Annotated in this window: 3 protein-coding genes; 2 read left to right on the forward strand and 1 reads right to left on the reverse strand. The window is 57.9% G+C overall.

All coding sequences use genetic code 11. The annotated features are described in order from the left end of the window. Positions 1–399 (reverse strand): NAD-dependent epimerase/dehydratase family protein (locus tag ACF8AM_RS08710; protein ID WP_392555261.1); only part of this gene is annotated, 399 nt, incomplete at its 3' end. 715 nt (positions 400–1,114) lie between these two features. On the opposite strand from ACF8AM_RS08710, the gene ACF8AM_RS08715 reads away from it, so the two are divergent. Further along, a complete protein-coding gene (locus ACF8AM_RS08715) occupies positions 1,115–1,978 on the forward strand; it encodes a hypothetical protein (protein ID WP_392555262.1) in 864 nt (287 codons plus the stop codon). 103 nt (positions 1,979–2,081) lie between these two features. Then, positions 2,082–2,649, forward strand: a 568-nt coding sequence (locus ACF8AM_RS08720) for an HD domain-containing protein (RefSeq protein WP_392555263.1), incomplete at its 3' end; no start/stop codon positions are given.

Here is a 2,649-nt window from a genome sequence, read left to right on the forward strand (position 1 = left end):
CTCATTGGTCGTTTCCAGGGGGCTGGTCAGCAGAGCGTCTTCGAGGATGGGTTGCGGGGCCATCCGTGGGTAAATGCAAGTGCTGCCTAGAAACAGGAATCGCGAGACACCGGTTTGGAACGCGGCGTGGATGGCGTTGGCGGCCATCATGGTGTTGTCGTAGGCAAAGTCGGCTGGGTAAGTGGCGTTGGCGTGGATCCCGCCGACTTTGGCCGCTGCGAAAATGACGGTGTCAGGGTGTTCGGTTTGGAAGAATTCGTTGACCGCGGCTTGGTTGCAGAGATCCAGTTCGGAACGCGTCCGAGTGATCAACTGCATGTCTTCTCGCTCGGCGAATCGGCGCAGGATGGCTGATCCAACCATGCCTCGGTGGCCAGCGACGAAGATTTTTTGGGGCATGTTTGAAAAGTGAAAAGGGCCGCAGGGGCTCAGAGCCACAGGGACTCAGGGCCACTGGGGGAGGCTTCGGTGGGGACGGCTCGCTTCCTGGCGGAAGCATCGGTTGGGGTGCCAGGTGGAACCTGGCCTACAACGGCAGTGACCCGGCGCTGGGTGAGACCAGGTTACGGAAGGCAATGCTCGGTGTGATTTCGTTGGGTCAGCGCGGACTTCGTCCACATGGGTGACACTTGTTTCATTGTCACCGCCGGTGGGCCGGAAAGTTCAGCCAGAGTGAATTCGTCCCGTAACCGGATTCATTCACACCTGGATCGTCGTCAAGTGTTCAAAATTGCAACAGTGGATGCGTCCTGTTCGGTCTGCACGCATTGCGCGACTTCCGAGACATCCGGTTCAGTTCTATTTTAGCTTGCCGGTTCAATTTGGCTTCCCCCACTGCAACTTTCGCTCGCCCCCGAGAGGGTTTCAAAGTGGTGGCGTGGGAAACCACTTCATCGATAGCACGCTGGTCGAACCGAAGGGCAATTTCCCTCCGATGCCATGCAGAATAGTTTGGTCACCGGATTGTGGACGGAGGAATGAGTCAGTGCTGGCGTAAACGGATTCATTTTCTGTTAAGCTCTCGCTACAACCCAAACCCTCCGCGAGTTCGGCCATCACAATGTGCATTGCCGACTGATCATTTCGCTCCGATTCGACTGGTTTGCCGCCCCCCATGCCGATTCAAGTCACTTGTCCCAATTGTCTGAAACGGTTCCAGGTCAGCGACAAGTTTGCTGGGAAGCAGGGCCCCTGTCCGGCGTGCAAAAAGACCATTCGGGTTCCGGATGCTTCCGAAGCCGTCACGATCCACGCCCCCGAGGACGATGGGCCGAAGGATTCCAAGGGGCAGAGTGTCCTCAAGCCGATCACTCGCAAGGACACTGATTTCACGCGGCGGCATCTCTACATCGCGGCTGGTGTGACGTTTGGGATGCTGTTTCTGGCCCTGGGGTTCCGTTTTGCGATGGGCGGGGCACCGTTTTGGGCTCAGATCCTGGGCATCTTGCTGTTGGCTCCTCCGATTGTGCGAACCGGATATAGCTTTGTCTACGACACCGAACTGGAGCCCTACGCGGGCGTCGAGCTTCGCAATCGAGTCCTGATTTGTTCGGCCGTATTCGCAGCGATTTGGCTGGTTTATGCGTTCTTGCCGGCATACGTGTTGGAGTTGGATCACGCGAACGAGATGTCGTGGGCGACCGCTGGGATTGTCTTCTCTGTGATGCTGGTTCTCGGTGCGTTTGTCTCTGTGGCCGCGTTTGAATTGGAATTCGTCAACGGGCTGGCTCATGCTGGGATGTATTTCGTGCTGGTGATTCTGCTGGCGTTGATCGCCGGGGTGAAGTTGGCGGGCGAGCAAAGTAGTCGTCGTGAGTTGCTTCCCGAATTGGATGATGAGGAATTTGACGACACGCTGGGGCAGTCGCAGTCGGTCGTCCCGGTTTTGAATTGTTCGATCCCATCCGCTGGCCGGCCGGAGTCCGCTTGCCCGGCATGGGCGGGATTTGCCGGTTGTGCTGAATCGATCAGCGTCTGATGCTTGGAATGGCAACCGTTGTGTCCTGCCGCGGAAGCGAGCTTTCGTTGGCTTGCTCTTCAGCCCGTAACGCTGTGGCCGTGTTCCCGCGAAGGAGCATCGCGTGAATCCTTTGCCAGAAGTTCGGTTGATGGATCGCGGGCCATCTCGATTGCGGATCCCACCGGCGATGGATGTTCCGGTCACCCCTCGCGTTCAGCGATTGATCGATACCGCCCCACTGAGACGGCTGGCGTCGATCAGTCAGTTGGGGCTGGTCTCGATGGTGTATCCCGGTGCCATGCACACTCGGTTGGAGCATTCTCTGGGCGTTTATGCTTGGTCGTTGCGGGTGTTGAACCAGGTCAACGAGTCAACCGCGAGTGAACCAACCAGGCATGATCTGCGAGCGGCGGAAGCGTTCATCGTGGCCGCGCTGGTGCATGACGCAGGGCATTGGCCGTTTTGCCATCCCATCGAAGACATGGGCCAGTCCGGGATGCCCCGACACGAGGAACGCGTCGAGGCGATGTTGCGATCGGGACCGAGTGCGAAAGCGCTGGCCGATGATTGGGACTGCATCGCCGTTGATGTGATGGCGATTCTGTGCCCAAAGAAAATCGCTTCCTTTGCGAAAGTGGCCCCGTCGGGTCAGATTGCGTTTTACTCGAGTTGTTTGAGTGGTCCGATCG

The organism is Rhodopirellula sp. JB055, from assembly GCF_043100905.1.
In the GTDB taxonomy this organism is placed as follows: domain Bacteria; phylum Planctomycetota; class Planctomycetia; order Pirellulales; family Pirellulaceae; genus Rhodopirellula.